22 protein-coding genes are annotated in these 26,325 nt (G+C 46.1%); 10 read left to right on the plus strand and 12 right to left on the minus strand.

The window, feature by feature from the left end:
- Positions 1–368 precede the first annotated feature (368 nt).
- The 3 genes from thrA to thrC all read left to right on the plus strand — a co-directional run bounded on the left by thrA (position 369) and on the right by thrC (position 5,553).
- A complete protein-coding gene (thrA, locus tag IRJ16_RS06230) occupies positions 369–2,819 on the plus strand; it encodes a bifunctional aspartate kinase/homoserine dehydrogenase I (RefSeq protein ID WP_194110663.1) in 2,451 nt (816 codons plus the stop codon).
- A gap of 194 nt (positions 2,820–3,013) precedes the next feature.
- Entirely contained in the window at positions 3,014–4,009 is a 996-nt protein-coding gene (locus IRJ16_RS06235) for a homoserine kinase (protein ID WP_194110664.1), read from the plus strand.
- Positions 4,010–4,245: 236 nt separating this feature from the next.
- Positions 4,246–5,553 (plus strand): threonine synthase, encoded by a 1,308-nt coding sequence (thrC, locus tag IRJ16_RS06240; RefSeq protein ID WP_194110665.1) that lies wholly within the window; start codon positions 4,246–4,248, stop codon positions 5,551–5,553.
- 60 nt (positions 5,554–5,613) lie between these two features.
- Here the strand turns inward: thrC and IRJ16_RS06245 are convergent, their stop codons facing one another.
- A complete protein-coding gene (locus tag IRJ16_RS06245) occupies positions 5,614–6,780 on the minus strand; it encodes an amidohydrolase family protein (protein ID WP_194110666.1) in 1,167 nt (388 codons plus the stop codon).
- 166 nt (positions 6,781–6,946) lie between these two features.
- On the opposite strand from IRJ16_RS06245, the gene rlmN reads away from it, so the two are divergent.
- Complete coding sequence (gene rlmN, locus IRJ16_RS06250) at positions 6,947–7,996, plus strand: 23S rRNA (adenine(2503)-C(2))-methyltransferase RlmN (protein ID WP_194110667.1); 1,050 nt, start codon at positions 6,947–6,949, stop codon at positions 7,994–7,996.
- A 176-nt stretch (positions 7,997–8,172) separates the two neighbouring features.
- Positions 8,173–8,865 (plus strand): hypothetical protein, encoded by a 693-nt coding sequence (locus IRJ16_RS06255; RefSeq protein WP_194110668.1) that lies wholly within the window; start codon positions 8,173–8,175, stop codon positions 8,863–8,865.
- A 194-nt stretch (positions 8,866–9,059) separates the two neighbouring features.
- On the opposite strand, the gene IRJ16_RS06260 is transcribed toward IRJ16_RS06255, so the two are convergent.
- The 9 genes from IRJ16_RS06260 to IRJ16_RS06300 form a co-directional block, all read right to left on the minus strand.
- Positions 9,060–10,634, minus strand: coding sequence for a M28 family peptidase (locus tag IRJ16_RS06260; RefSeq protein WP_194110669.1), 1,575 nt, complete (start codon positions 10,632–10,634; stop codon positions 9,060–9,062).
- Positions 10,635–10,756: 122 nt separating this feature from the next.
- The gene (gene rpiB, locus IRJ16_RS06265) at positions 10,757–11,191 is read right to left on the minus strand and encodes a ribose 5-phosphate isomerase B (protein WP_194110670.1); all 435 of its coding nucleotides are present in this window, start codon (positions 11,189–11,191) and stop codon (positions 10,757–10,759) included.
- 148 nt (positions 11,192–11,339) lie between these two features.
- On the minus strand, positions 11,340–12,209 hold the full coding sequence (tatC, locus tag IRJ16_RS06270; RefSeq protein WP_194110671.1) for a twin-arginine translocase subunit TatC: 870 nt from the start codon (positions 12,207–12,209) through the stop codon (positions 11,340–11,342).
- Positions 12,210–12,284: 75 nt separating this feature from the next.
- Positions 12,285–13,619, minus strand: a complete 1,335-nt coding sequence (gene accC / locus IRJ16_RS06275; protein ID WP_194110672.1) for an acetyl-CoA carboxylase biotin carboxylase subunit — start codon at positions 13,617–13,619, stop codon at positions 12,285–12,287.
- Positions 13,620–13,780: 161 nt separating this feature from the next.
- A complete protein-coding gene (gene accB / locus IRJ16_RS06280; RefSeq protein WP_194110673.1) occupies positions 13,781–14,254 on the minus strand; it encodes an acetyl-CoA carboxylase biotin carboxyl carrier protein in 474 nt (157 codons plus the stop codon).
- A gap of 228 nt (positions 14,255–14,482) precedes the next feature.
- Positions 14,483–15,472: a beta-ketoacyl-ACP synthase III gene (locus IRJ16_RS06285; RefSeq protein WP_194110674.1), complete on the minus strand. Its 990-nt coding sequence runs from the start codon at positions 15,470–15,472 to the stop codon at positions 14,483–14,485.
- 11 nt (positions 15,473–15,483) lie between these two features.
- Entirely contained in the window at positions 15,484–16,422 is a 939-nt protein-coding gene (gene plsX, locus IRJ16_RS06290) for a phosphate acyltransferase PlsX (protein ID WP_194110675.1), read from the minus strand.
- Between the two features lie 14 nt (positions 16,423–16,436).
- Positions 16,437–16,628, minus strand: coding sequence for a 50S ribosomal protein L32 (gene rpmF, locus IRJ16_RS06295; RefSeq protein WP_194110676.1), 192 nt, complete (start codon positions 16,626–16,628; stop codon positions 16,437–16,439).
- Between the two features lie 20 nt (positions 16,629–16,648).
- Positions 16,649–17,173 carry a YceD family protein gene (locus IRJ16_RS06300; protein ID WP_194110677.1) on the minus strand — a complete coding sequence of 175 codons (525 nt, stop codon included), beginning with the start codon at positions 17,171–17,173 and terminating at the stop codon, positions 16,649–16,651.
- A gap of 402 nt (positions 17,174–17,575) precedes the next feature.
- Between IRJ16_RS06300 and IRJ16_RS06305 the strand changes: the two genes are divergently transcribed.
- From IRJ16_RS06305 to IRJ16_RS06315, 3 genes are all read left to right on the plus strand, one after another.
- A complete protein-coding gene (locus IRJ16_RS06305; protein WP_194110678.1) occupies positions 17,576–18,163 on the plus strand; it encodes a hypothetical protein in 588 nt (195 codons plus the stop codon).
- A 204-nt stretch (positions 18,164–18,367) separates the two neighbouring features.
- On the plus strand, positions 18,368–18,919 hold the full coding sequence (locus IRJ16_RS06310; RefSeq protein WP_194110679.1) for a hypothetical protein: 552 nt from the start codon (positions 18,368–18,370) through the stop codon (positions 18,917–18,919).
- A 3-nt stretch (positions 18,920–18,922) separates the two neighbouring features.
- Positions 18,923–19,369: a hypothetical protein gene (locus IRJ16_RS06315; protein WP_194110680.1), complete on the plus strand. Its 447-nt coding sequence runs from the start codon at positions 18,923–18,925 to the stop codon at positions 19,367–19,369.
- A gap of 58 nt (positions 19,370–19,427) precedes the next feature.
- Here the strand turns inward: IRJ16_RS06315 and uvrA are convergent, their stop codons facing one another.
- The gene (gene uvrA / locus IRJ16_RS06320) at positions 19,428–22,274 is read right to left on the minus strand and encodes an excinuclease ABC subunit UvrA (RefSeq protein ID WP_194110681.1); all 2,847 of its coding nucleotides are present in this window, start codon (positions 22,272–22,274) and stop codon (positions 19,428–19,430) included.
- 249 nt (positions 22,275–22,523) lie between these two features.
- The gene (locus tag IRJ16_RS06325) at positions 22,524–24,257 is read right to left on the minus strand and encodes a phospho-sugar mutase (RefSeq protein WP_194110682.1); all 1,734 of its coding nucleotides are present in this window, start codon (positions 24,255–24,257) and stop codon (positions 22,524–22,526) included.
- Between the two features lie 188 nt (positions 24,258–24,445).
- Here IRJ16_RS06325 and IRJ16_RS06330 point away from each other — a divergent pair, with 188 nt between their 5' ends.
- Together IRJ16_RS06330 and IRJ16_RS06335 are read left to right on the plus strand one after the other, a co-directional pair.
- Positions 24,446–25,213, plus strand: a complete 768-nt coding sequence (locus tag IRJ16_RS06330) for a TatD family hydrolase (protein ID WP_194110683.1) — start codon at positions 24,446–24,448, stop codon at positions 25,211–25,213.
- 50 nt (positions 25,214–25,263) lie between these two features.
- Positions 25,264–26,283, plus strand: coding sequence for an asparaginase (locus IRJ16_RS06335; RefSeq protein WP_194110921.1), 1,020 nt, complete (start codon positions 25,264–25,266; stop codon positions 26,281–26,283).
- Positions 26,284–26,325: the final 42 nt, after the last annotated feature.

Here is a 26,325-nt window from a genome sequence, read left to right on the forward strand (position 1 = left end):
GTTGATAGTTGTGATGGCTATCGCGTGGCGCTTACCCCTTATAAACAGGTTCTGCTAAAGCAGAGCCCGCTGTATTCCCCTAAATTAGGGGAAAGTAACAGCCATGCAGTTTGTAATGCCTTTCATAAGGGGTACTCCCCCAAAAACTATTTTCAAATAAATTTGGACGCTAAATAATTATCTACCTATCTTGTCGTCATTAAATAACATGATCAATAACACCACCATTACATCAATTATTATTACCACCGGGATATACCTCGGAGGGAAATGATGTTTTGGTACCATTCAAATAAAGAAACCGCAAAACGCCTTCCCTCCTAAAGAGGGAAGGCGTTTTTGTTTATGCACAATTGAACACGCTAAAAATGAAAGTCTTAAAATTCGGCGGAACATCCGTAGGCAGCGCCCAAAGTATCAGCACGGTTATAGATATCCTCAAAAAGGAGGACCTGTCTAAAGGCGCGCCCGTAGTGGTATTATCCGCCATGAGCGGGGTGACCAACCTGCTTACCCACATGGCCAACGCCGCCGCCACCGGTCAGGATTTTACGGCGCACCTGGCCGAGCTGGAAACCCGCCACTTTGGCGTGGTAAAAGAATTGCTGGATGTCCAAGCACAAAATCCGGTCTTCACACGATTGAAATTGTACTTTAACCAGTTGGAGGACCTGCTGCAAGGTGTGTTGACCTTACGCGAGTTAACCCCGAAAACTTTGGACCTGATCGTCAGCTTCGGCGAGCGTTGTGCTACTTTGTTGGTAAGCCGTATCGCCATGCAATACTTCCCGGCTTGCTTATTTGTAGATGCCACCGAGGTGGTTAAGACCGACAGCGCGCACGGACAAGCCAAAGTTAATATGGAACTGACCGGTCTGTTGATCAACGACCTGTACCGCGCCAACAGCGATAAGATCCTATTCGTGACCGGCTACATCGCAAGTAACGATGCCGGTAACGTAAGCACTCTCGGTCGCGGTGGCAGCGATTACACCGCGGCGATATTCGGCTCGGTGCTGAATGCATCGGCTATTGAGATATGGACCGACGTGAACGGCATGATGACCGCCGACCCAAGGATGGTAAAGAAAGCGTTCTCGCTGCCTGAATTAAGCTATACCGAGGCGATGGAACTATCTTATTTCGGCGCAAAGGTGATCTACCCGCCTACCATGATACCGGCTTTTTTAAAGCGTATCCCCATCGTGATCAAAAACACTTTCAATGTAGATTTTGAAGGCACAGTGATCCGTCATGATCCGGGTAAGTCTAAGTTGGCTATTAAAGGTATCTCATCGGTAAATAAGATCAGCATTATTAATTTAGTAGGTAGTGGCATGGTGGGCAAGGCCGGCTTCAGCGGCAGGTTGTTCTCGCTGTTGGCGAGGGAGCAGATCAACGTGATCCTGATCACCCAATCATCATCAGAGCATAGTATCACTTTCGCGGTTCAGCCTGAGGATGCAGAGAAAGCCAAGCTACTCATCGAGCAGGAGTTTGAACTGGAACTGTTAGCTAAAAAATTAGAGTACCCTGTGATAGAGGCCGAGCTTTCGGTATTGGCTATCGTTGGCGAGAATATGAAACAGACCCCCGGTATGTCGGGCAAGTTGTTCCATGCCTTGGGCAGGAATGGTGTGAATGTGCGGGCGATAGCGCAGGGTTCGTCGGAGTATAATATCTCGGTGATCATATCTGTTGTTGACCTGGCTAAGGCGCTTAATGCGGTGCACGATGCTTTCTTTAGTCAGCTGAACAAGACCTTGCATGCATTCTGTTTAGGTACGGGCAACATCGGCAAAACCTTATTTAAACAATTGGATCAGCATAAAGACTATCTTGAAAAGAACAACGGCATACAGGTAAAAGTGGCCGGCATCAGCAACACACGTAAAATGATGTTCGATGTGGATGGTGTAGACCTGAAGGATTGGGAAGATAAACTGCAAGCATCAGATGAACCGGCCGATTTAGCCGCTTTTGTAGCTAAAATGAAAAGTCTGAATTTGCCTAACTGTGTATTTATAGATAATACGGCAAGCCCTAAGCCGATCGAGTTTTATGAGGAGATATTTAAGTCTAACATATCGGTTGTTACCTGCAACAAGATCGGTAACTCGGGCAGCTATCAGCGTTACAAAACCTTCAGAGATACCGCCCGCGCGCATGGTGTCGACTTTTTCTATGAGACCAACGTGGGTGCCGGCTTGCCGATCATCCACACACTAAAAAACCTAATGGGCAGCGGCGACCGTCTGCAAAAGATAGAGGCCATACTGTCGGGTACTATCTCATACATCTTTAACAATTTTAAAGGCGATGCCAACTTCCACAATGTGGTAAAGACCGCGCAAGACTTAGGCTATACCGAACCCGACCCACGCGACGACCTGCGCGGCACCGACTTTATGCGTAAAGTATTGATCCTTGCCCGCGATGCCGGTTTTGAAATGGAAGCCGAAGATGTGCAGATCGACAACATCCTGCCACAAGCTTGTTTGGATGCTGCATCGGTAGATGATTTTTACGCTGCCCTACAGTCGGAGAACGTCTACTTTGAAGATCTGAAGAACCGTGCCGAAAGCGAAGGCAAGGTACTCCGCTATATCGGTAAGCTGGACAATGGTAAAGCAAGCATCAGCCTACAAATGGTAGATAGCGAGCACCCCTTCTACACCATGAGCGGCAGTGATAATATCATCGCCTTTAACACCGACCGTTACAGCGCCCGCCCAATGGTGGTAAAAGGTCCCGGCGCAGGTGCTGAAGTTACGGCAGCTGGTGTGTTCGCGGATCTGATCAATGTGGGAGCGAACTAAAAGCCCCCTAACCCCCTAAAGGGGGAATTGATGTGCAAATCAGAGCATGTGCAGATATGCAAATGGAAAAAATAAAATAAAAAATAACGTCATCGCGAGGAGCTTCTATCAGCGACGTGACGATCCCCGATGAGCAGAGCCGTTCTGCTTATCCGCGATTGCTTCGTTCCTCGCAATGACAAAACTTTATAACAATGAACGATCAATTAGAACAAATAAAAGCCCAATCAAAAATAGCTCCCCCTACAGGGGGCCGGGGGGATTCGTCCGTGTCGGTCTTCGCCCCCGCCACTGTAGCCAATGTGGTATGTGGCTTCGACGTATTAGGCTTTGCCGTAGACGCCCCCGGCGATGAAGTAGTAATGCGTGTGACCGGCAAACCCGGCATCACCATCAGCAAGATCACCGGCGATAATGGTCGCCTACCGATGGATCCTGCTAAGAACACGGTGAGCGTAAGTGTAAAACATTACTTGGAGAGTATTGGTCGCACCGATTTAGGTTTAGATATCGAACTGCATAAAAAAATGCCGATCGGTAGCGGACTGGGTTCAAGCTCGGCAAGCACAGTGGCGGGACTGTTCGCCGCAAAGACCTTGCTGAATGACCAGCGCGATGTGGCCCAACTGCTTCCTTTTGCTATGAAAGGCGAGGAAATGGCCTGCGGTCACGGTCATGCTGACAACGTGGCCCCGGCGCTGATGGGAGGCTTTGTGCTGATCCGCAGCTACGAGCCTTTGGACGTAGTGCGTTTACCGCATCCAAAAGACCTGTGGTGTGCTATCGTATTCCCCGATGTGGATGTGCCTACCCGCGAGGCCAGACAGATCATCCGCAATAAGATCAATATGAAGGATGCCGTTACCCAATGGGGCAACGTAGCCGGATTGGTAAGTGGTCTGTTCATGAACGATATCGACCTGATCGGCCGCAGTATGAAGGACGTACTGGTAGAACCTGTACGCAGCATGCTGATCCCCGGCTTTTACCAAATGCGCCAAATGGCGATGGAGTTAGGCGCGGTAAGTTTCGGTATATCGGGATCCGGCCCATCGGTGTTCGCCTTTACAAAAGATGAACAGACAGCGCATGCCGTCATTCAAAAACTACAAGCGTTTTTGAGCGGGATGAAGATCCATTCAGAGAGTTATGTATCAACTGTAAATGATACGGGGCCGAGAGTTTTGTAGCCCCTAACCCCCTAAAGGGGAACAAATGTGCAGATGAAGAACAGTTGTTTCCCCTCTCGAGAGGGGACGCGCTGAACTAACATAAACATAAACTTTCATAGGGGTGCGTCCTTTCGCAGACTATGCAAACGCAGAACACACCCCTGACCCCTCTCAAGAGGGGAAGCGCGACGGCGACCATAAATAGTAAAGAAAGAAATCGGTGAAATCCTCCGAAAATCTGTGAGATCAAGAAAATGAAATTATATAGTACCAATAACCCATCATCACGCGTATCATTCAAAGATGCCGTTTTTAATAGCATGCCGCAGGATAAAGGCCTTTATATGCCTGTCGAGATACCGCGTTTACAGCAGGAATTTTTAGACAACTTGGATAAATACACATTACCTGAGATCGCTTTTACAGTAGCGCAACATTTATTAGCGGGTGCGATTCCCGATGGCGACCTAAAAACCTTAATAGATGACGCGATCAACTTTGATGCCCCGATAGTGGAATTAGAAGAAAATGTTTACGTGTTGGAGTTATTCCACGGGCCATCCTTGGCATTTAAAGATTTTGGTGCAAGGTTTATGAGCCGGGTGATGGCCTATTTTTTAGAGGAGGGCGAGAAACAATTAGACGTGTTGGTAGCTACATCCGGCGATACCGGTAGTGCTGTTGCCCTGGGTTTTTTAGGTGTGCCGAATACCCGTGTTACCATCCTTTATCCTAAAGGAAAAGTAAGTGGCATACAAGAGCAACAACTCACCACTAACGGACAGAACATCCGCGCGCTGGAAGTTGAAGGCACTTTCGACGATTGCCAGGCTTTGGTTAAACAAGCCTTTACTGATGCGGAACTGAACGAGAAATTCAGGCTAACATCGGCCAATTCGATCAATATCGCCCGTTTGGTCCCGCAGACTTTTTATTACTTTAATGCTTACGCGCAATTACTGCGTCAAGGTAAAAAGAAAGTTGTGTTCGCTGTGCCGAGTGGTAATTTTGGAAACATTGGCGCAGGTTTGTTAGCCTGGAAGATGGGTTTGCCTGTTGAACAATTCCTCGCGGCTACCAATGCCAATGATACCGTGCCCGAATTTTTGAAAACAGGTGTGTATCAACCCAAAGCAACCGTGGCAACCTTGAGTAACGCCATGGATGTAAGCTCGCCAAGTAACTGGGTGCGTATCGCGGATCTTTTTAAAAGCGATACCGAGGCTTTAAAAGAATTGATCACCGGTTACAGTTATGATGATGAGGTTACTTTAAAAGGTGTAGTTAAAATATTTAGCGACTACAAGTACGTGGCTTGTCCGCATACTGCGATAGCCTGGACGGCGTTGAAAGACTGGTTAGCGAAACAGAATGATGCTGAATTGGCTGGTGTATTCCTGTCGACTGCTCATCCCTGCAAGTTCCCGGATGTATTTCCGGAGCAGATCGGCAAGGCGGTGGTCATTCCGGAGCAGGTGAAAGCATTGGGTGATAAACCCAAACAGGCTACTGGATTAAAAGCAGACTTTGATGCGTTTAAGCAATATTTGTTAACGCATTAATGCGCTCTATCATACTGCTAAACAAAATGGGCCCTCGTTTTTTGCGAGGGGCCATTTTGTTTATATCAACCTGGTTACTTTACTATCCGCAGTAAGTTTCAGGTCATTTAATCCGCTTATCAAATTAAGGCCGGGGGTTTTGCCAATTTGCAGGCTGCCTTTATCCGCCTCTATTCCTAAAAATTTAGCGCCGTTAATGGTTGCCCATTCCAATAAACGGGCAGTATCTAAAGCCGGGAAATTCTGTTGCAGGGTGATCATCTCGCTCAGGATGCACAATTTTGTGTTCGAGGCCAGGCTGTCGGTCCCTAACGTCAGGCTATCACCTTGTCCAAGAAACAACTCAACCTTCGGCAGGCGTTTTTCGATGAACAGATTAGCGTTAGGGCAAAAGCACCAGGTTATCTTCTTGTCGAAACGTTTGGTGAAATAGATGTCCTTTAAATTAGTACAAGTATTATGCACCATCAAAATGCGCTGTTTACTGCTTAGCAATGGCAGGATAGATTGTAGTGAGTTACGGGCCTGCGGTTTAAAAAAATCGATATTCAAACCAAAAGAATCGTACAGGTCTAAAAAACCACCCAGTTTGTAGCGGTAGAACTTATTCTCATCTTCGCACTCCTGGTTGTGGATACTCAGCAAGTTGGTGTTCTTGTCCGCGTAATTCTTGATCAGCTTAAATAACTCTTTCGATACCGAGTATGGCGCGTGAGGTGTTAGCGAAGCATTGGGTTTAAACTCTTCAACCAGCGCCAGGCCGTTGTCAAATATCTCTTGCGCGCGGGCGGGTAAAAAGCTAAAGGTCTCTACAAAAGTGTGATAGTACAGCTTACTTTTTGCTTTAACGGGCGCTGTTATGGCGCTGTTGGATATATCGCCCACGGCAACTATACCGCGCTCGTACATGTCACTGTCCGATCGTTCGGCAGCGGCAAACACTTCGGCATCGTCGGCTTTGCGGGTGGACTGCACATTTTTAATGAACTGAACTAAACCGCTGCCTATAGTGAGTTTGTCTTTTAAGTGGGATAGTTCGAGATGGCAATGTGTATTAATAAACCCGGGGCAAATAATGCCGTTCAACTTTTCGGTATTGGGGTTGTGATGATCGGAAGGGTTGTCTGACAGGGCTACTATCTTACCGTCGTCATCAACGGTGATAAGTCCATTTTTAACAGGATCGGCATGTACAGGAAAAACGTAATCGGCTATAAAAGTTTTCATTGGTATCTGGCTAAGCTCATCCCGTCATTAATACAATATTAAGTTATTTTATATAACTATTGGTTAAAATACGATCAATTTCGGTTATTGTTTTATTTTTACAATTAAACAACACCATCAAATTACGGTCGTCAAAAAAATAAGTACCTTTGCCGCGTAACTTACAATGGCAAAAGTAGATATCCGTAGTTTGAGCCTTCCGGCTTTGCAAGATCAATTTACCCAAATGGGCGAAAAGGCTTTCCGTGCAAAGCAGGTTTTTGAGTGGCTTTGGAAAAGATCATGTACTTCGTTCGACGACATGAGCAATATATCTAAAGAACTGCGTACTAAACTAAATGATGGTTTTACTATCAATAACGTTAAAATTCATAACTCACAGTTTAGTGCTGATAAAACTATAAAAAATTCTTTTATTTTACACGATAACCATCTAATTGAGGGCGTTTTAATTCCTGCCCCCGAAAGGATGACCGCCTGTGTATCATCACAAGTTGGATGCAGCCTTACCTGTAAATTTTGCGCTACAGGCTATATGGACCGTAAGCGCAACCTCAACCCCGACGAGATCTACGATCAGGTGGTACTTATTCACAACCAAGCAGTTGTGAACTATGGCATCCCCCTGACAAACATAGTTTATATGGGCATGGGCGAACCATTGCTCAACTATGCCAACATGATGAGATCGATCGAGATGATCACTTCAGAGGAAGGCCTGAATATGTCGCCAAAAAGGATCACCGTATCTACTGCAGGTATTGCCAAAATGATCCGTAAACTTGGCGATGACGGCGTAAAGTTCAACCTGGCACTATCGCTACACGCTGCAAATGACAAAAAGCGTAACGAGATCATGCCCATTAACGAGCAAAACTCTTTAAAAGCCCTTGCCGACGCACTTAAGTATTTTTACGCAAAAACGAAGAATCCGGTTACGTATGAGTACATAGTTTTTGACGGTTTTAATGACAATATTGAAGATGCTGCCGAACTGGCCAAGTTTTGCAAGCACCTGCCATGCAAGGTGAACATCATTGAATATAACCCCATCTCATTCGCCAGTTTCCTTAATGCTGATGTAGATAAGATAGAGGCTTTTGCCGACCATTTGCGCAAACAAGGCATTATCACCAATGTGCGCCGTAGCCGTGGTAAGGATATTGATGCGGCTTGCGGGCAGTTGGCTATAAAGGATAAAGAAGCTGCTGTTTAGTTAGCGACCGCTGAATAATTTGACCTTTTATGATATCGCTGATGTTTTGTGTTTCGCAGGTTGATAATGACATCCCTCTGGCTTCAGGTTAAGACTAAAGTTTAACAAATGCAGAAAAGTCTGACTTTTCTGAACCCGACTGCAACATCCGCAATACTTTCATCGTCTATCCGGACATGAAAACAATTTATTCCATCTTATCAACAATTTGTTTGGTAGTGGCACTTAGCTCATGCTCGCACGATGTATATAACAACAAGGCTTTTTTAAAGGATAATGACCTGCAAGGCAAAAAACTTGCAGTGCTCCCTGTGGAGGTGACCTTGACCGGCAGTCAACCCAAAAATTCGGACTGGTATGCCGAGGAGCAAAGCACCAGCCTGTCTATCCAAAATGAGTTGGAGCACGCTTACCTGCAATACACCTCCTCTCACAGTCCTAAAAAACACCAACAGCAAGTACAAATGGTAGATGCCAATACGGTGAACCAGCGCCTTAAAACACGCGTGGCCGACCTGCGTACTACTTGGGGCATGGCTCCGGATAGCCTTGGTCGCATTGCCGGTGCCGACTTGGTATTACGTGTACGCATGAGCCGGATGCGTTTTATGAGTGATGCAGCCGCCAAAGGCATCAACGCCGGTGCTTTTATTATTGATGCGCTGATCAATACCAAAACCAACCAAATATCTACCCTGCCGCGCGTAAAAGCATCAGAGGTGAATTACGAGATCAGCCTGATCGATGTAAAGACCGGCACTGTGGTGTCAAGTTTTGTTAACCGGCCCGATAAAGACAATAATGGCAACAGCATCCGCAAAGGGAACGAGAAAATGGCTGAACAGTCTGCTGTGTTTGCGGTCAGGTAAGTTGTTATTTAAAAGCACCACAACGTCATGGCGAGGAGCTTCTATCAGCGACGTGGCCATCCCCGGCAAGCAGAGCGGCTCTCTATTCCTAACCTTTATATTGGGGATCGCTACGCTGCGCTCGCGATTGTGATAGCGTTTAAATGCAGAATGCCCCGAGGATCCTCGGGGCATTCTGCATTTAATATCAAATATTAGTTCTTTGGAGCATCTTTAGCATCAACTACCGGGCGTTTGTCGCGGTTGGCTAATTCCCAGCCTACAAAAAATGCATGCTGAGCGCGTTTGGCCAATAACGGGAAGTTGATCTTGCTTACCTCGTCGCCTAAGCCATGGTAGTCAGGGTGTGTACCGTTGAACCAGAAGATGATCGGTACGCCATGCTTAGCAAAGTTATAGTGGTCAGAACGGTAGTAGAAACGGTTAGGATCGTTCAGGTCGTCATAACGATAATCTAACTTCAGTTTGGTGTAAGTGTCGTTAGCTTTGTCCGATATCGCTTTCAACTCGGTACTTAACATGGCCGAACCGATAGGGAACACATAGTTAGCTGAATCTGCGTTGTTTTTGTAATCATCACCAACACGACCGATCATATCTATGTTCAGATCGGCAACGGTGTTAGCCATTGGGTAGATCGGGTGTTCACCGTAGTACTCAGAACCTAACAGACCTTTTTCCTCGCCAACGTTACCCAGGAACAATACCGTACGGCGCGGGCCTTTACCATCTTTTTGAGCTTGCGCAAAAGCACGGGCAATAGCCAGGATACCTACAGTACCAGAACCATCGTCGTCGGCACCGTTAAATACTTTGTCTTTTGCACCAGGGGCAGTGTTCAAACCTTCGTGATCATAGTGGGCAGAAAATACTACCACTTCTTCTTTCAGTTTTTTATCGTTACCCGGGATCACAGCAACAATGTCCTGAGCCATGATATCCTTTGTCTCTGAACCGTAAGCAGCGCTCACACTTGCTTTGATCGTTTGAGATTGTGGTGTACCACCATCAATAGCGGTCTTGATCTGCGCGTAAGTTTTACCGGTAGATTTTAAGATCTGGTCGGCAACATCAGTAGTGATGCTGAAAGCGATAGTGGCAGCAGTTGGAGCAGCCGGAGCGCCTTCTTTTTTAAGCGCGATACGTGGTTTTTGGCTCGCAAAACGCGGGGCCATTTGCGCAACGGCAGGGCTTGCAGCCAAGATCAGCGCAGGGCCTTTAGCCATTACGGCACGTGTGTTAGGGTTACCCATCATACGGCGGCCACCAGCAGCAGGAGCGGCAGTAGCGCCATCTTTAGCAGGAGGGGCTTCGTTCAATAATAATACGATCTTACCTTTAATATCAGCGGTCAATTCAGCCTCACTGCCGTAGCCAATAAAGATGATATCATCAGCGCTTACAGTAGCTGCAGCAGCCGAGCCGCTGCCGTAAAAGTCTTTACCGAAGGTAAGTTTGGTGCCATTAATGGCAAAGTTGTTCACTTTGAACATGCTTTGGGTTAATGGTACATCTAAAAAGTACGAACCTTTATTGGCTGGTAACAAACCTAATTTTTTGTACTGATCGGCTAAGTATTTAGCGGCCTTTTCTGCACCCGGCTGACCGGTCTCGCGGCCTTCCATCTCGTCAGATGCTACAATGGTCAGCTGTTCTTTAGTGTACTCGGCCGATACCAGCTTCGAGTACTTTACAGCGGTGGGGTTCTGTTGGGCTGTCGCTACTGCCGATATGGCCATCGCTACCGCCCAGATCGCGGTTTTCTTCATTTTTTCTCGTTTTGTTAGTTTACCCGCCGGTTAGGGACCAGCGGGATAGTTATTGTTTTTTTTGTTCAGTTTTTCATTTGCAGGGTGTAAGGCGGTTGGCGCTTAATAATTAGTGCCTTTATTTAGCAAGACATCTTAGCCACCCTATTGGCATGTCGACCACCTTCAAATTCCGACGATAAAAAGGTCTCGACGATCTCCTTAGCCTCATCCAGGCTGATAAACCTCGCCGGGATGCAGACCACGTTAGCGTTATTATGCTGACGGGCCAATGCTGCCAGCTCAGTATTCCAGCAGATGGCTGCACGGATGCCCTGGTGTTTATTGGCTGTTATTGCTACACCGTTGGCACTGCCACATACCAATATGCCTAAGTCGGCCTCGCCGTTTTCTACAGCGTTGGCTACTGGGTGGGCAAAGTCGGGATAATCTACAGATGCGTTGCTGTATGTGCCAAAGTCGGCCACTTCGTTATTGCTTAAACTTGCGGCTATGGCTTGTTTGTAATCAAACCCGGCGTGATCAGAACCTATAGCGATCTTAAGACCTGCTTTCATCAATTTCAAAAGTATTCAGAATAATTTGGGAACTAAAGTAACTATTTTGCGATAATGATACGGCCTGTTTTATGATAAAGATGATGACGGCATATCACAACACTGCAAATAAAAAAGGCGGCCTTTACAGACCGCCTCAAATTCTTTATCAGATATTGGCAAGCTCCTCAGGTTTCTTCAGCTTGCGTTTCTCTACCATGGCCGCTACCACTATACTTACCTCGTACAAAATAAATAGCGGGATACTTACTACGGTCATGGTCATCATATCCGGTGTTGGGGTGACGATAGCAGCAATGATCAGGATGATCACGATAGCGTAACGACGGGATGAACGCATCAATTTTGGCGTCATAACACCAAGTGTAGCCAATACGTAAATGATGATCGGCAACTCAAATACAATGCCAGTAGCCAGAGTTAATGTGGCTACTGATGACAAATATGAATCTATAGTTGGCCTGTTCTCTATCAGCGAACTCACCTCATACGTAGATAAAAAGTGTACCGACATAGGTGTGATCACGTAGTAACCGAACATGATACCTAAAAAGAACAGGAACGTGGCGTAAAACACAAAGCCTGTAGCTGCTTTACGTTCGGCACTATGCAGGGCAGGACGGATAAAGCGCCATATCTCCCATAACAAATAGGGGATACCCAGCGTGATACCGATCAGTAGCGACGAGTTGATCTGCAAGGTGAACTGACCAGCCATCTCGTTATTTTGCAACTTGATGTTCATCTCGCTAAAGCAAAAATCGCGGTGCAGCATTTTGCCAATGTCGCACATGGTGCGGTAAGTCCAAAAATCGTTACGGGCCGGGCCCATAATAACGGTGTGGAAAAGCCACTCATAATAACCGAATGCAAATCCGGTAAAGATCAGTATGGCTATAGATGCCCGGATGAGGTGCCACCTTAAAGCTTCAAGGTGATCAAAAAAAGACATTTCGGCTTCCAGCGTTTTGCCTTTATCCTTTATCGCTCCAATTAACTTATTTCCGGTGTCGCTCATTGCATACAAATATAGCCCTTGGGGGTTACCCTCGGGCTAATTACGTTATTATTTTGTCAGAAGTTTTAGTAGTAATTACATTACAAAACTATCCATGAATTTAGTAGTGAAATTACCAGCGCGGAAGTTAGGGTCCTGCAATAATTTCAGGTGGAACGGAATGGTAGTTTTGATACCCTCGATCACAAATTCGCTCAGCGCGCGGGTCATGGTGTTTAACGCTTCCTCGCGGGTTTGCGCTACGCAGATCACCTTTGCTATCATCGAATCGTAATTTGGCGGGATCACATAACCACTGTACACGTGCGTATCGATACGGACACCATGGCCACCCGGTGAGTGGAAGTTGGTGATCTTACCCGGCGACGGACGGAAGTTGTTATGCGGATCTTCGGCATTGATACGGCACTCGATGGCGTGCATCTGCGGCTCGTAGCTTTTGCCCGAGATAGGGATACCGGCAGCAACCTTGATCTGTTCTTTGATCAGGTCGAAGTTGATCACCTCTTCGGTAACCGGGTGCTCTACCTGGATACGGGTGTTCATCTCCATAAAGTAGAAGTTGCGGTCCTTATCCACCAAAAACTCAATGGTACCGGCACCTTCGTACTTAACAGCTTTGGCGCCTTTGATAGCGGCATCGCCCATTTTTTTACGCAGTTTCTCGGTCATGAAAGGCGATGGGGCCTCCTCAACCAATTTTTGGTGACGACGCTGGATAGAGCAGTCACGCTCGCTCAGGTGGCAAACTTTGCCGTATTGATCGCCCACAACTTGTATCTCGATGTGGCGCGGATCCTGTACGTATTTCTCCAGGTACATACCATCGTTACCAAAAGCTGCACCAGACTCAGCACGGGCCGAATCCCACGCAGCTTCAAAATCCTCGTCGCGCCATACAATGCGCATACCACGGCCACCACCACCGGCAGTAGCTTTTAGGATAACAGGGTAGCCGATCTTTTTGGCGATATCCTGACCTTGTTTAAAGGAGTCTAACAAACCTTCAGATCCCGGGATACATGGTACACCCGCTTTTTTCATGGTCTCTTTAGCCGAAGCTTTATCGCCCATGGAGTTGATCTGATCGGCAGTAGCGCCAATAAATTTGATATTGTATTCGGCACAGATAGCCGAGAATTTAGCGTTTTCTGAAAGGAAACCGTAACCCGGGTGTATCGCGTCGGCATTGGTCAGTTCGGCCGCCGAAATGATGTTAGGGATATTCAGGTAAGAATCGCGGCTTGCCGGCGGACCGATACAAACAGCCTCGTCGGCAAAGCGCACGTGCAGACTATCGCGGTCGGCAGTTGAATATACAGCCACCGTTTTAATACCCATCTCCTTACAAGTACGGATGATGCGCAAGGCGATCTCGCCACGGTTAGCTATTAGGATCTTTTTAAACATTGTTTCTTTTGGATTTCACCGATGTTTTTTAGATTTCACCGATGCTTTTCAAAATCAATTAGCAACACACAGTTATCCGAGAGATCAACAATGATCGGGAGATATCAAGAAAAAATCTGTGAAATCTATCCGAAAATCGGTGAAATCAGCGTCGCGAAGCGTTACGCCGGTTCTACCAGGAATAACGGCTGATCGTACTCTACCGGCGAAGAATTGTCTACCAATATCTTCACGATACGGCCTGATACTTCAGACTCGATCTCGTTAAACAACTTCATTGCCTCGATGATACACAATACCGAACCAGAAGTGATCTCGTCGCCAACGTTTACGAACATTGGTTTTTCAGGACTTGCCGAGCGGTAGAAAGTACCGATCATTGGCGATTTTACAGTGATGTATTTAGAAGTGTCCGCAACCGGGGCAGCGGCAGGTAATGAAGGAGCATCAGCAGCAACGCTAACAGCTTGCGGAGCAGCAGGAGCCGGAGCAGCTACAGGCAACGAAGCTGTAACGTAAGTAGGTTCCTGATTTGTTTTAATGGTGATCTTGAAGTTCTCTTGCTCAATGGCAACTTCGTTAACGCCTGATTTTGAAACAAAACGTATGAGGTCCTGTATTTGCTTAATATCCATAGTTTAATGCAAAATTGGTTTTTAGGATAGTAGTATAAGTTTTATCAATATGCAAAATATCCCGATCGTTCGGGTTACAAATATGCAGATGTTTAATTAATTATAGTACACATGTGCAAAATGCACGTGGCTTTCCTGGTAATTGGTTTAACACCAGACAATAAATAATGTTCACATTCAGTGCATTAAGTTATTAAACCCTAATGTACCGAATGTGATAATATTCCATTAGTAAGCCCACTTAAGGTATAAAGAACCCCAGGTAAAGCCGCCGCCAAAAGCAGCTAATATAATGTTATCGCCTTTTTTAAATTTATCTTCCCACTCCCATAAGCATAATGGCAGGGTACCGTTTGTAGTATTACCGTAACGCTGAATGTTGACGGCAACCTTGTCCATGCTGATACCGGTACGTTCGGCCGTAGCGTCAATAATGCGCTTATTTGCCTGGTGTGGTACCAGCCATGCAATGTCATCGGCAGTAAGGCTGTTGCGATCCATTATTTCGGCAGCAACGTTTGCCATGTTGGTAACCGCGAATTTGAACACGGTCTTACCTTCCTGGAAAGCATAATGCTCTTTCGCATCAACGGTCTCGTGCGAGGCAGGTTTTAAAGAACCACCCGCTTTTTGGTTAAGGAAGTTACGGCCGGCACCATCGCTTTTCAGGATAGAATCCTGAACGCCATAACCTTCAAAGTTAGGCTCGAGCAAGGCAGCACCGCAACCATCACCAAAAATGATGCAGGTAGCACGGTCCTCGTAGTTAATGATCGACGACATTTTGTCGCCGCCCACTACCAGTACCTTAGTATGTCTACCACTCTCGATAAAAGAAGCGCCGGTAGCCAGGCCGAACAAAAAGCCCGAACAAGCCGCCTGCAGGTCATAACCCCAGGCATTTTTAGCGCCGATCTTATCAGCCAAAATATTGGCCGTTGCCGGGAAAGGCATATCGGGTGTAGTGGTACAAAAAATGATCAGTTCTATTTCTTCGGCAGTAATGCCACGCTTTTTAAGCAGCGTTTGTACGGCCGGGACGGCCATATCAGAAGTGGCAAGGCCTTCGCCTTTTAACAAACGGCGCTCTTTAATGCCCGTACGGCTGGTGATCCACTCATCGTTGGTCTCCACCATTGTTTCCAGCTCCTGATTGGTAAGCACATATTCAGGGACGTAGCCGTGTACCGCAGTTATAGCGGCATGAATTTTACTCATTTATATCTTTTTTACTGAAAAGCTTGTTTAACTTTTTCAACCAGCTTGCTCTCTACCATATTACGGCAAAGCAATACCATGTTTTTGATCGCCTCGGGTGGTGATATACCATGGCCCACAACAACCGGCGCGTTAACACCTAAAATAGGGCTGCCACCGTAGGCTTCGTAATTAAAACGGTCAAAGAATTCGTCCTTCATGCCCTTTTTCAAGGTAACTACATAGAATGATTCGGCCAGTTTCAGGATCACGTTACCGGTAAAGCCATCGCAAACAAAAACGTCGGCGCTATCGCCAAAAAGATCCCGCCCTTCTACGTTACCCACAAAGTTGAATTTGTCGGTAGCCTTCATCAACGGATAAGTAGCTAAGCTTGTAATGTTACCTTTTTCTTCTTCTTCGCCAATGTTCATCAGGCCAACCTTAGGGTTATCGATATTGTATATCGATTCGGCCATTAAACTGCCCAGCACGCCGAACTGTAATAATACTTCGGGTTTGCAATCGGCATTGGCACCTACATCTAACAAAATACCCAAACCGCCTTTCAGTTTGGGTACAATTGCGGTCATGCAGGGGCGCATAACACCCGGAATGGTCTTAACGCTGAACATCGACCCGACAAGCATAGCACCGGTATTACCTGCCGACGAAAAAGCATCGATATTACCTTCTTTTAAAAGGTTAAAACCAACACTGATGCTCGAATCAGGTTTTTGTACGATAGCTTTGGTAGGGTGTTCACCCATACCGATCACCTCGGTCGTGTGTATGAAATCGAAATTATCGGCACTAAAGTCGTTCTCTTGAAGAATACTTAAAGCAGCAGGCTTATCTCCTATCAGGACAAGTTTGTGCTCGGGGGCCAGGATCTTAAAGGCTGCAATAGCCCCTAAAACGGTCGCCTTGGGAGCATAGTCGCCGCCCATAATATCTAAGCCTATCCTCATACAAGAAATTAAACTTAGGCTACTGCTGCTTTCTCGATCAATAATTTGCCGTTGTAGTAAACGTTACCATCAACAGTATAAGCGCGGTGTGGCAAATGGATAGCGCCTGTTGTTTGGCAAGTAGTTAATGATGGGGCCTCAGCTTTGTAGTGTGTACGACGCTTCGCGGTCCTTGATTTGGAAAATTTCCTTTTTGGATGTGGCATAATTTCTCGGTATTATTATTCTATTTAATGTTTTTGAGCGCATCCCAACGCGGGTCGGCCTGCGGCTCATCTTTTTCTTCACCTGCCGATAGTTTGTTTAATCTATCCAGCATTTCCTGATCACACTTGGAGTCTTCACCCCCGTCTTCGCAGTAGGCCACAAAAGGCACTGCCACGTTAACATATTCGTATATCAACCCGGCCAGATCAACCTCGTGGTCGGCCTTGCCAAGGTGCATTACTTCATCATCTTCGTCAACAGGCTCTTCGCTAAATTTGAAGATCTGTTGCTCCTGTATATCCACCGGGTAAGCAAACTCGGACAGGCACCTGTCGCAAGCTACATCAATTTTGCCGCTAATGTCAAAGTCAATGATCAGCATAGTTTCCTGCTTATCCAAAACAACTTTACACACCAGGTCGGCTCTTTTGACCAATGAATATTCGAACTCATTAAAAAAATCATCCTTTATCACATAGTCAAACTCGTGCTTACCCAGTTTTAAACCGGTAAAAGGAATGGCGTATGTTCGTAAAGCTTTCAATGAGCAACAATTAGCCCGCAAATGTAAGGAAAATAAATATATCCCAAAAGTGTTTTTTAGGATCAAAATGTGAATAAGGTTTGGAAGTGTGGAAAACGTGGGGCGAATAATCAAGAAAAAGCGAAACCTATCAATATCAGTTACGTACAAAACATCATTAAGCAATTTAAACTTTATCACATGAAAAAATCCTAGCGGTCTTCTTGATCACAATTATCATTTTTGGCGGTTGCCGCAAAAATGAGTCCCTAAAGTCTGATATCAGCACATCGGTCGTTAAGCCAACACCCATTATTTCGTTGGGGAAAACTGTAATAGCGGATGCGCAAATATCAAACTGGCTAACTAGAAACCCATTCGGCAAGGAATTTAAACTTGATTGGGATAAAGCTAAACAAAGTTATGAATGGGGTCGGGATCGTAAAAGTTCCTGTATTATCTATAGCAGGTTATCAAGAAAAATTACAAGTCCAAAGTTTGAGAACCAATACCACAAGCGCTACACCAGGCATCGATCCCAAACACCCTCCCGTATTATATTTTTTTAAGCTGTTGAATAAACCCGACAGTACAAGAGCTTTGTTGTTGAACTTTTTACCGGATGACCCGTTAAAGGAAAATAGTGATACGGTTTGGACCGGACGACTGATCGATTGGAGTATGCAGTCCGACACGGCAACTTGCCAGTTTTTGACGAAAAGCCGTGTTACCTTGATCGATCGTTTTATCATTGGAAAAGGTGATCAGCATAGTAATGTATCGGGGTTAAAGACCACCAGTGTTTGGACGTGGTTAGAAAATGCTTTTGTAAGTGTTGCTAACGCTATAATAACAGTTATTAATGCAGTAGGTTATTTCTTAAATGTGCCTGGTGATTATAGCGGAACAATCGATGCTCCTCCGATCCCTAATTGGTGTCAATTTTTGGAATTAATTGGTGTGCTGAAGGAGGGTCTGGCAGTGGTGGCGGCGGCGGTTTTTCAAATTTAAATTTTGTTGCGTCTTTATACGCCAGTTATGTACCAGGTTATAATGGTTACAATGGAGGCAGCTGGGATCCGTATCCCCTCGAAAACCCTTGTGGAGGGCAACAAAATGTTGCGTCAAATAAGTTAAGGACACAACAAGTGCCGGGCGGCAACGCTCCTTGCGATCCAAATGTGAACGTACCACAGCCACCTGTAATGGATCTTAATGATCCAATATTTGATCCACCGTTGCCGGCACTGTTGGATACTGCCAGCTTATCAAAAATATCCGAGGTTTAAAAATATAGTTATCGAACTGCCAAATTTTCTTCGTCAATATCCCAATGTTGTCGACGCATCGGTAGAGTACACCGGATTTTCCAAACAAAAGATCTTAAGATTAATGCAGCCCGGCGTCGGTCCTAAAATAAAATTGGTCCCTCATTTGGAAAATCAGTATCAGACAAGTCTTTTTGGTCAATACGATAGTAAGACCAAAATGCTCGAAATAAATGAAGATTATATAAAGGCTTTAGAAGCAGCATCATTACCTCGTAAAATACAAGCGGTATCGCTACTTTTGGCGATCACGACCTTGCACGAGTTTGTGCATTATGGGCGTGATGCAAATGGAAAGCCAAGATTATATTTCGACCCCAAAGATGGCGGTGTTGAAGCCGGATTTTCATTCGAATTAAATATTGACACAACTGGGTCAGGAGGAATAGACTCTAATACAGCCTATCGATGGATCAAGATCTACCCTTACAATTTTTGAGAAATGCAAAAAGCGTCATATCTTTTACTGATCCCTGTTATGCTGATAGCTATTATCGGATGCGGATCAAGTGAGCATCGCAATGCCAATGACACGATCGCGGTCATTAACCGAATATTTGAGCATCAAAATCTGGGGAAAGAGTTACTTGGCGACCCCGACACCATATTAATACTTAAACCAGAAAAGAAATTAAGAAATAGTTGGCCGGAGCGTATTCATAAGTGGCCTGTAAGGTATGTTGACCCAACACCGGCAATGTACATATCCAACCCCTCGGCAAAAGGATATCAGAAACTGTATCGTTTTGGATTCAGAAAATTTATTATACAGGGAGACAGCGCGACGGTGGAGGTTGATTTTTTTAATGCCGGATCTGTAGATATATTTCATTTGAAAAAATCGGAGCGCACTTGGAATGTGTATGCCCATACATTTAAGATACATTGATATTAACATTACATCGTATAGGACAAGCTCCCGATAAGTTAGGGAGCTTGTCTTAATTTTACTTCACCCCCATCTCCTTCTTCAAAAACATCCCCGTAAAGCTTTCTTTCACTTTGCAAAGTCCTTCAGGTGTTCCTTGGAATAAGATCTTACCACCACCTGAACCACCTTCGGGGCCAAGGTCTATTACGTGGTCTACTACTTTGATCACGTCCAGGTTATGCTCGATCACTAATACAGTGTTGCCTTTATCTACCAGTTGGTTCAGTACGCCTAATAGTACGTTGATATCCTCAAAATGCAGACCTGTGGTCGGCTCATCAAGGATATAGAAGGTGTTGCCGGTGTCTTTCTTAGATAACTCGGTAGCTAATTTTACACGTTGCGCCTCACCGCCTGAAAGCGTTGTAGAGGCCTGCCCTAAACGGATATAACCCAAACCAACATCCAGCAAGGTTTTCACTTTGCGATAGATAGACGGGATATGCTCAAAGAAAGCGGTCGCGTCCTCAATGCTCAGATCCAGCACATCGCTGATAGACTTGCCGCGATAACGCACCTCTAAGGTTTCGCGGTTGTAGCGGCGACCACCGCATTCCTCGCACGGCACTGATACGTCGGGCAAAAAGTTCATTTCGATGACCTTCATACCTGCACCCTGGCAGGTTTCGCAACGGCCACCTTTTACGTTGAAACTAAAACGGCCGGGTTTGTAACCGCGTATCTTAGACTCGGGCAGGGCGACGAACAGGTTACGGATATCCGAGAACACGCTGGTATAAGTAGCCGGATTTGACCTTGGCGTACGACCGATCGGCGTTTGATCGATCTCGATCACTTTATCAATATGTTCAAGCCCTTCAACCTTTTCAAAAGGCAAAGGCACTTTTTTAGCGCGGAAGAAGTGGGTATTCAATACCGGGTATAAGGTCTCGGTGATCAGGCTTGATTTACCACTGCCTGATACGCCGGTCACACCGATCAGTTTCCCCAATGGAAAGTCTACACTTACCTTCTTTAAATTATGCCCGGTAGCTTTTTTTAGCGACAATCTTTTACCGTTACCCTCACGACGGACTTTCGGTATCGCTATCTCGCGCTCGCCATTCAGGTATTGCGTGGTCAGCGTGTGCATTTTCATCAGCTCATCAGGTGTGCCTTCGGCTACCACCTGCCCGCCATGAACGCCAGCTGCCGGCCCCATATCTATTACGTGGTCGGCCATCAGGATCATGTCCTTATCATGTTCTACCACCAATACCGTATTGCCTAGATCGCGCAGGTTTTTTAGCGCATTGATCAGACGGTCGTTGTCGCGTTGGTGCAGGCCGATGCTCGGCTCATCCAAAATGTACATCACATTCATCAGCTGCGAACCGATCTGCGTGGCCAACCGGATACGCTGCGCCTCGCCGCCGGATAGCGTACGGGTGGTACGATCGAGGGTTAAATAACTCAACCCAACATCCAGCAAGAAAACGATACGGGCGCGGATCTCTTTCAGTATCTCTTTGGCGATGGTGTTTTGGCGTTCACTCAACCTATCCTCTATCCCATCGAACCAGGCATGCAGGTTATTGATATCCATGCTCGCCAACTCAAAGATGTTCTTGTTATCGATCTTAAAGTTCAGCGATTCTTTTTTCAGGCGGGCACCCTCGCAGGTAGGGCAGGTTTTTAAGACACGGTAGTTCTCCATGTCGTCCATTCCTTCCTCGCCGCGGCGCTCCTGCTGCTCTTCCAGCATGCGGATGATACCGTCGAAGGTGATCTGGTAATTCTGAACGTTCCACTTATTATACTCTACCGATACCGTGATCATTTCCTGTGTCCCGTTCAGGATCATCTCCAAAATATCTTCCGGCAGTTTATTGATCGGCGTACTTAGCGAGAACTCATACTTTTTACCCAGCGCTTTCAACACTTGAAAGATCCAGGTATCGCGGTACTCACCTATCGGGGCAAGGCCGCCGTTCATAATGCTCAGCTTAGGATCAGGGATAACCGAATTACGGTCCACCTCAAAGATATATCCCAAGCCGCCGCATTTCTCGCAAGCACCATAAGGCGAGTTGAACGAAAATGTATTCGGCTGAGGTTCATCATAAGATATGCCCGACACCGGATCCATCAAATATTTACTAAAGTAGGATACGTTGTTCTCCTTATCAGCGATACGGATGATGCCCTTAGCGATCTTCAAAGCCGCCTGTACCGATGTATACAAACGTTTGGTATCATCAGCGCTGATCACCAAACGATCGATCACGATATCGATATCGTGGATCTTATAACGGTCGGCTTGCATTTTTGGCGTGATATCTATGATCTCGCCATCCATCCAAACTTTCAGATAACCTTGCTTACGGATCGATTCAAATAACTCGCGGTAGTGACCTTTACGGCCTTTTACCACGGGGGCAAGGATATTTACAGGCTGACCGTCAAATTTCTCTAACAGCGCACGCATGATCTGGTCCTCGCTCATGCGTTCCATCTTCTCGCCGGTCACGTAGCTGTAAGCATCGCCTGCACGGGCAAAAAGCAGACGCATAAAATCGTATATCTCGGTAATAGTACCCACGGTTGAGCGCGGATTTTTACTGGTGGTCTTTTGCTCGATAGCGATCACAGGACTCAGGCCCGAAACCTTATCCACATCCGGGCGCTCCATCCCGCCCATAAATTGGCGCGAGTAAGCCGAGAATGTCTCCATATAACGGCGTTGCCCCTCGGCATAAATGGTGTCAAAAGCCAATGACGACTTCCCGCTGCCACTCAGCCCGGTGATCACCACCAGCTGGTTACGCGGAAAAGAGACATCGATATTTTTTAAATTATGCACCCGTGCGCCAAAAACTTCTACACTGCTTTGCTCGCCAAGGTCGACCTTAATTTCACTCATGTTAATTATTGAATTATGGAGGGACCGAATTGTTCAATATTCGTTTTAAAATAATGCAACAATTCAGCCATCTTACGGTCGCTTTGCCCCTCGCTCAAAATTTTAGCAAAGATAATCAAAAAACGTTTTTGTTTTTTGCTAAGTGTGTCAGTTAAAGGTTAGTATTTTAGATCAACCTTTACCCATACATCCTGAACAAAAAAAGGAGCCGACAAAGTCAACTCCTTTCAAGTATATCCGGACCGGGTGTTAAACGCCCAGATCCTTAATAATAGCGTCTATCTTGGCTTCCAGTTCAGCGTCAGTCTCTTTGTAAGCGTCTTTACTGCTTAGTTTGCCGTTAACGCTGCAATAGAATTTGATCTTAGGTTCGGTACCCGACGGACGTGCTGAAATAATGCTGCCGTCTTCGGTAATGAATTGCAATACATCCGATTTTGGTAACTCGATCGGCTTTTTGGTATTGCTCGCCAGGTCGGTCTCTTCGCGCAGTTCGTAATCTTTCAGGGTAACCACTTTAGATCCGCCTAAAGTTGCAGGTGGGTCATTGCGGAATTTCTCCATCAGCGCCTTGATCTCTTCGGCACCTGACTTACCTTTCTTGGTGATCGATATCAACTTCTCTTTGTAGAATCCGTATTTGATGTAAGTCTCTAACAAAGCCTCGAACAAGCTGCTGCCCTGGTCTTTGTAGTAAGCTGTCATCTCAGAGATGAACGCTGCCGAAACTACCGCGTCCTTATCGCGCACTAACTCACCGATCAAGTAGCCGTAGCTTTCTTCGCCACCGCCAATGAAGGTTTCTTTACCTTCAAGTTTGGTCATCAGCTCGCCAATGTATTTAAAGCCGGTAAGGGTGTTAAAGCACTTAACATTTTTGGCCGCAGCAATGGTATCTATCAGGTTAGATGTTACGATCGTTTTAACAATATACTCCTTACCCGTCAGTTTACCAGCCTCTTCCCATGCGCTTAGCAGGTAATTGATCAGCATACTGCCGGTCTGGTTACCGTTTAGCAAAATGAATTCGTTATCGGTATTTTTAACGGCGATGCCTACACGGTCAGCGTCCGGGTCGGTAGCCAACACCAGGTCGGCATCGGTTTCCTGTGCTTTTTTAAGGGCTAAGGTCAAAGCCTCTTTCTCTTCAGGATTAGGGTAAACTACCGTCGGGAAATTACCATCCGGAGTGGTTTGCTCATCAACCAAGATCACGTTCTCAAAACCAAACAGCTCCAATGCCTTAGGCACCAAAGTGATACCGGTACCGTGGATAGGTGAGTAAACGATCTTCAGATCTTTCTGACGTTTAATAGCTTCTTTAGATACCGACAATTCGGTGATCTTGCTCAGGTATAAGTTATCGATCTCTTCACCGATCGATTCGATATTCTCAGCAACGCGCTCAAATTTAACTTCGTCGATGCTTTTGATGGCAGCAACCTCATCCATTACAGCGGTATCCTCAGGAGATACAAACTGACCACCGTCGGCGCCGTAGGCTTTGTAACCATTGTATTCTTTAGGATTGTGTGATGCGGTCAGCATCACGCCGCTTTTGCAGCCTAAATGACGTACAGCAAAAGACAACTCGGGCGTTGGGCGCAACGCGTTGAAGAAATAAACGTGGATACCATTGGCCGAAAATACATCGGCCGTAACAGCCGAGAACAGTTCGGCATTATTTCGGCTATCGTGCGCTATGGCTACACTTACTTTTTCGCCGGGGTATTTTTTTAATAGATAATTGGCTAAGCCTTGTGTAGCTGTGCCGATAGTATATTTATTGATACGGTTGCTTCCCGGGCCCATAATGCCGCGCAGGCCACCTGTACCAAATTCAAGGTCGCGATAAAAAGAGTCCGTTAACTCAGTGACAGCGTTGTCATCAAGCATTTTTTGAATCTGTTGTTTAACTTCCGCATCGTAGCTTCCCTGAAGCCAGGCGTTCACTTTTTCGAGGATGGTAGGATCTAATGACATTATTTTAGCGTAGGATATATATCTGGGGAAAATTACAAAGTATTGGTGGAATTGTTGCGATAAAAATAAATAAGTAATAACGACGCGACACTCTTATTTTATAAAAAAGACCAAACCCGACAGCGGACATATGTTCAGTGGTACGCGGCTGTCCCGCTCGCCAAAAAGCTTTTTGCTACCTTTGCCCTATGGTTTTAACAGACACTCATACGCACCAATACTACGAGACCGACCCGGCAAAACGCGCCGAACTAATGCAGCGTTGTTTTGATAATGATGTTACCCGCTTGTTCTTACCCAATGTGGATGTAGCCTCGATGCCGCTGGTGTTTGATCTTGTTAAGACCCATCCTGATAATTGCTTCGCTATGCTGGGCCTGCACCCTTGCGATGTGAAGGAAGGTTACCAGGTGCAACTGCAAACCATCCTCGAAGCAATCCCGCAGCATAAGATCTACGCCATTGGCGAGATAGGTATAGACCTATATTGGGATAAGACCACGCTGGATATCCAGATAGATGCCTTTAAACAGCAGATCGCCTGGGCTAAGCAAAATAAGCTACCGATAGTGATACACTGCCGCGACGCTTTCGATGAGGTGTACAAAGTGCTACAGGAAGAGGCCGATGAAGACCTGCGCGGCATTTTTCATTGCTTCAGCGGAACGTTAGAGCAAGCCAACAAGGTTACCGATCTGGGTTTTTATCTGGGCATTGGCGGTGTGGTCACTTACAAAAATGGCGGACTGGATAAAGTGGTAGCCGAAGTGGACCTGAAACATATTGTATTAGAGACCGACTCGCCTTACCTTACGCCGGTGCCGTATCGCGGTAAAAAGAATGAAAGTTCTTATCTGGTGTACGTTGCACAAAAAGTAGCCGAGCTGCACAACACGGATATTGCGACGATCGCCGATATTACTACGGCCAATTCTAAATTGGCATTTGGCATTTAACGCTAATTTATTTTATAGTATAATTGCACCGTATGCCGAGCCAAAATTCCATGAACCAGATACTGATCATTTATACCGGAGGGACAATTGGTATGATGAGGGACCCTAAAACAAAGGCCCTCAAACCGATCAATTTTGAACAGATCATGGATAACGTTCCGGAGTTGGAACGTTTGGATTGTCGCGTGATGGTCCACTCTTTTGATGAGATCATCGACTCATCTAACATGAGCCCTGCGGTATGGAGGCAACTGGCCGAACTGATCGAAAGCAATTATGATAAGGTAGACGGTTTTGTGATCCTGCATGGATCGGATACCATGTCTTTTACGGCTTCGGCGTTAAGCTTTATGCTGGAGAATCTGGCCAAACCGGTCATCTTCACAGGCTCGCAATTACCTATCGGATCTATCCGCACGGATGCCAAGGATAATTTGATGACCGCTATAGAGATAGCCCGGGCAACAAAGAACGGCAAAGCGCGCGTGCCCGAGGTTTGCGTTTATTTTGATTACAAACTCTTCCGCGGTAATAGGTCGTTCAAATATAATTCGGTCAAATTTGAGGCGTTCCGCTCGCCCAACTATCCTATCCTGGCCGAATCCGGCGTGCACATGATCTACAGCGTGAACGATATCCGTCATCCTAAAGATGATCAGCTGATCGTGCATAAGGAACTAATGGGTGATGTAGCCGTGCTGAAACTTTACCCGGGCATTAGCCCTAAGGTAGTCGAGGCCATTGTTACTGCCGATGTACGCGGTATTTTGATGGAGACCTTCGGCGCGGGTAATACCACCACCGAAGCGTGGTTCCTTGACCTGCTGAGAGGGGCCATAGCTAATGGTAAAGTGATCCTGGATATATCTCAATGTAAAGTAGGCACGGTTGAACTGGGCCGTTACGAGACCAGCAAGGAGCTGAAGGAAATGGGCGTAGCCAACGGTTACGACATGACCTACGAGGCCGCCGTCACCAAAATGATGTACCTGCTTGGGCAAACCACCGACCCTATACAAGTAAAAGAATGGCTGGAAGCCGACCTGCGCGGTGAGTTGACGGTATCTTAAGCCATACAAACATAACGAGCTAACACAAAAAAGTCCGGGCCT

Source organism: Mucilaginibacter myungsuensis, assembly GCF_015222005.1.
GTDB lineage: Bacteria > Bacteroidota > Bacteroidia > Sphingobacteriales > Sphingobacteriaceae > Mucilaginibacter > Mucilaginibacter myungsuensis.

Excerpts from the sequence above, each read along its gene's own strand:
- thrA (WP_194110663.1), top strand. The coding sequence starts at position 369 with ATGAAAGTCTTAAAATTCGGCGGAACATCCGTAGGCAGCGCCCAAAGT.
- IRJ16_RS06235 (WP_194110664.1), top strand. The coding sequence starts at position 3,014 with ATGAACGATCAATTAGAACAAATAAAAGCCCAATCAAAAATAGCTCCC.
- thrC (WP_194110665.1), top strand. The coding sequence starts at position 4,246 with ATGAAATTATATAGTACCAATAACCCATCATCACGCGTATCATTCAAA.
- IRJ16_RS06245 (WP_194110666.1), bottom strand. The coding sequence starts at position 6,780 with ATGAAAACTTTTATAGCCGATTACGTTTTTCCTGTACATGCCGATCCT.
- rlmN (WP_194110667.1), top strand. The coding sequence starts at position 6,947 with ATGGCAAAAGTAGATATCCGTAGTTTGAGCCTTCCGGCTTTGCAAGAT.
- IRJ16_RS06255 (WP_194110668.1), top strand. The coding sequence starts at position 8,173 with ATGAAAACAATTTATTCCATCTTATCAACAATTTGTTTGGTAGTGGCA.
- IRJ16_RS06260 (WP_194110669.1), bottom strand. The coding sequence starts at position 10,634 with ATGAAGAAAACCGCGATCTGGGCGGTAGCGATGGCCATATCGGCAGTA.
- rpiB (WP_194110670.1), bottom strand. The coding sequence starts at position 11,191 with ATGAAAGCAGGTCTTAAGATCGCTATAGGTTCTGATCACGCCGGGTTT.
- tatC (WP_194110671.1), bottom strand. The coding sequence starts at position 12,209 with ATGAGCGACACCGGAAATAAGTTAATTGGAGCGATAAAGGATAAAGGC.
- accC (WP_194110672.1), bottom strand. The coding sequence starts at position 13,619 with ATGTTTAAAAAGATCCTAATAGCTAACCGTGGCGAGATCGCCTTGCGC.
- accB (WP_194110673.1), bottom strand. The coding sequence starts at position 14,254 with ATGGATATTAAGCAAATACAGGACCTCATACGTTTTGTTTCAAAATCA.
- IRJ16_RS06285 (WP_194110674.1), bottom strand. The coding sequence starts at position 15,472 with ATGAGTAAAATTCATGCCGCTATAACTGCGGTACACGGCTACGTCCCT.
- plsX (WP_194110675.1), bottom strand. The coding sequence starts at position 16,422 with ATGAGGATAGGCTTAGATATTATGGGCGGCGACTATGCTCCCAAGGCG.
- rpmF (WP_194110676.1), bottom strand. The coding sequence starts at position 16,628 with ATGCCACATCCAAAAAGGAAATTTTCCAAATCAAGGACCGCGAAGCGT.
- IRJ16_RS06305 (WP_194110678.1), top strand. The coding sequence starts at position 17,576 with ATGAATGGGGTCGGGATCGTAAAAGTTCCTGTATTATCTATAGCAGGT.
- IRJ16_RS06310 (WP_194110679.1), top strand. The coding sequence starts at position 18,368 with ATGATCCAATATTTGATCCACCGTTGCCGGCACTGTTGGATACTGCCA.
- IRJ16_RS06315 (WP_194110680.1), top strand. The coding sequence starts at position 18,923 with ATGCAAAAAGCGTCATATCTTTTACTGATCCCTGTTATGCTGATAGCT.
- uvrA (WP_194110681.1), bottom strand. The coding sequence starts at position 22,274 with ATGAGTGAAATTAAGGTCGACCTTGGCGAGCAAAGCAGTGTAGAAGTT.
- IRJ16_RS06325 (WP_194110682.1), bottom strand. The coding sequence starts at position 24,257 with ATGTCATTAGATCCTACCATCCTCGAAAAAGTGAACGCCTGGCTTCAG.
- IRJ16_RS06330 (WP_194110683.1), top strand. The coding sequence starts at position 24,446 with ATGGTTTTAACAGACACTCATACGCACCAATACTACGAGACCGACCCG.
- IRJ16_RS06335 (WP_194110921.1), top strand. The coding sequence starts at position 25,264 with ATGAACCAGATACTGATCATTTATACCGGAGGGACAATTGGTATGATG.